Origin of the sequence: Mesorhizobium sp. M2A.F.Ca.ET.067.02.1.1, from assembly GCF_004023285.1 — a bacterium.
In the GTDB taxonomy this organism is placed as follows: Bacteria; Pseudomonadota; Alphaproteobacteria; order Rhizobiales; family Rhizobiaceae; genus Mesorhizobium.
Map to the genome: position 1 here is coordinate 1 of NZ_RZSB01001045.1, position 1,609 is coordinate 1,609.

The 1,609-nt window shown below is 67.1% G+C and carries 2 protein-coding genes; one reads left to right on the forward strand and one right to left on the reverse strand.

The genetic code is table 11. The features are described from left to right. On the reverse strand, positions 1-415 hold a 415-nt coding region (locus EOA28_RS35230), incomplete at its 3' end, for an EamA family transporter (RefSeq protein WP_148671082.1). 102 nt (positions 416-517) lie between these two features. On the opposite strand from EOA28_RS35230, the gene EOA28_RS35235 reads away from it, so the two are divergent. Further along, positions 518-1,609: PLP-dependent aminotransferase family protein (locus EOA28_RS35235; RefSeq protein WP_245501677.1), on the forward strand; the 1,092-nt coding region annotated here is incomplete at its 3' end.

Consider the following 1,609-nt stretch of genomic DNA (forward strand, 5'->3'; position numbering starts at 1 on the left):
GGGCAAAGCCGGCGACCAAGGCGCTGCCCAGGCACGAGAACAGCCAGAAGGCCGGGCGCGGACGGTCGCCGCCGCGCAGCACGCCGAAGATCGCGGTCGCCAGCGGCAGCAGGCCGACAAAGATAATCGAATGCGCCGAGGTGACATGCTTCAACGCCAGCGCCGTCAGCAACGGGAAGCCGACCACGACACCCAGCGCGACGACGGCCAGCGAGACCAGATCCCCTCGCTCCGGACGTTTCTCGCGGAACAGCAGCAGCATCGCGATCCCCAGAAGGCCGGCGATCGCCGCCCGTGCCGCCGTCAGGAAGGTCGGGTCGAAATCCATCACCGCCAGCCGCGTCGCCGGCAGCGATCCGCTGAAGATCAGCACGCCGATAAAGCCGCTGAGCCAGCCGTCGAAACTCTTTTCCATGATCTGCTCCGTTTGCGCTTCCCTACCGGCGCCGGCCATGGTGTCGCCAGAGACAATGGAGTACAATTCCACAAAACTGTAATGGTCGGCAGGGAAGTACAGATGGACACATCAGGCCCAAATGCCAGCGGCGCCACCCTCGTCGAAACCGTCATGGCGGCGATCCGCCAGCGTATCGCGGCGCGCACGCTGACGCCCGGAGCCCGCCTGCCGTCGATACGGGCCATGGCCAAATCCATGCAGGTTTCGAAGTCGACCGTGGTCGAAGCCTATGAGCGCCTCGCCGCGGAAGGCACGATCCGTTCGCGCCCGGGTTCGGGTTTCTACGCCGCCGGCCAGCTTGCGCCATTGTCACTCGCCAAGATCGGCCCTCGGCTTGACCGCGCCGTCGACCCCCTCTGGGTGTCGCGGCAATCGCTCGAAGCCGGCGAGGAGATGCTGAAGCCCGGCTGCGGCTGGCTGCCGGCGTCCTGGATGCCGCAGGCTGCCTTGCGCCGGGCGCTGCGCAGCGCCGCCCGCGCCGACGACGTGGTGCTTGCGAACTATGGCACGCCGCTCGGCCTGCCGCCGCTGCGCCAATTGCTGGCAAGGCGCATGACCAAGCATGGCGTGGAAGCCTCGCCCGACCAGATCATGCTGACCGACTGCGGCACCCAGGCGATTGACCTCCTATGCCGCTTCCTGATCGAGCCCGGCGATGCCGTGCTGGTCGACGACCCCTGCTACTTCAACTTCCACGCCCTGCTGCGCGCCCATCAAGCCAAGGTGGTCGGCGTGCCTTACACGCCTTCGGGTCCGGATATCGAGCTTTTCGCCGCGGCGCTCGCCGAGCACCGGCCGCGCCTCTACATCACCAATTCCGGCATCCACAACCCGACCGGCGCGATCCTGTCGCCGGTCGCCGCGCATCGGTTGCTCAAGCTCGCCGACCAGGCGGATCTCACCATCGTCGAGGACGATATTTTCGCAGACTTCGAGCACAGCGCTGCCCCAAGGCTCGCGGCGTTCGACGCGCTGCAGCCCGTCGTCCAGATCGGCTCCTTCGCCAAGACGCTGTCGGCCTCGGTGCGCTGCGGCTTCATCGCGGCGCCACCCGATTGGATGGAAGGCCTGACCGATCTCAAGATCGCCACGACATTCGGCGGCGCGCGGCTGTCGGCCGAACTGGTGCTGACCCTGTTGAAGGACGGCAGC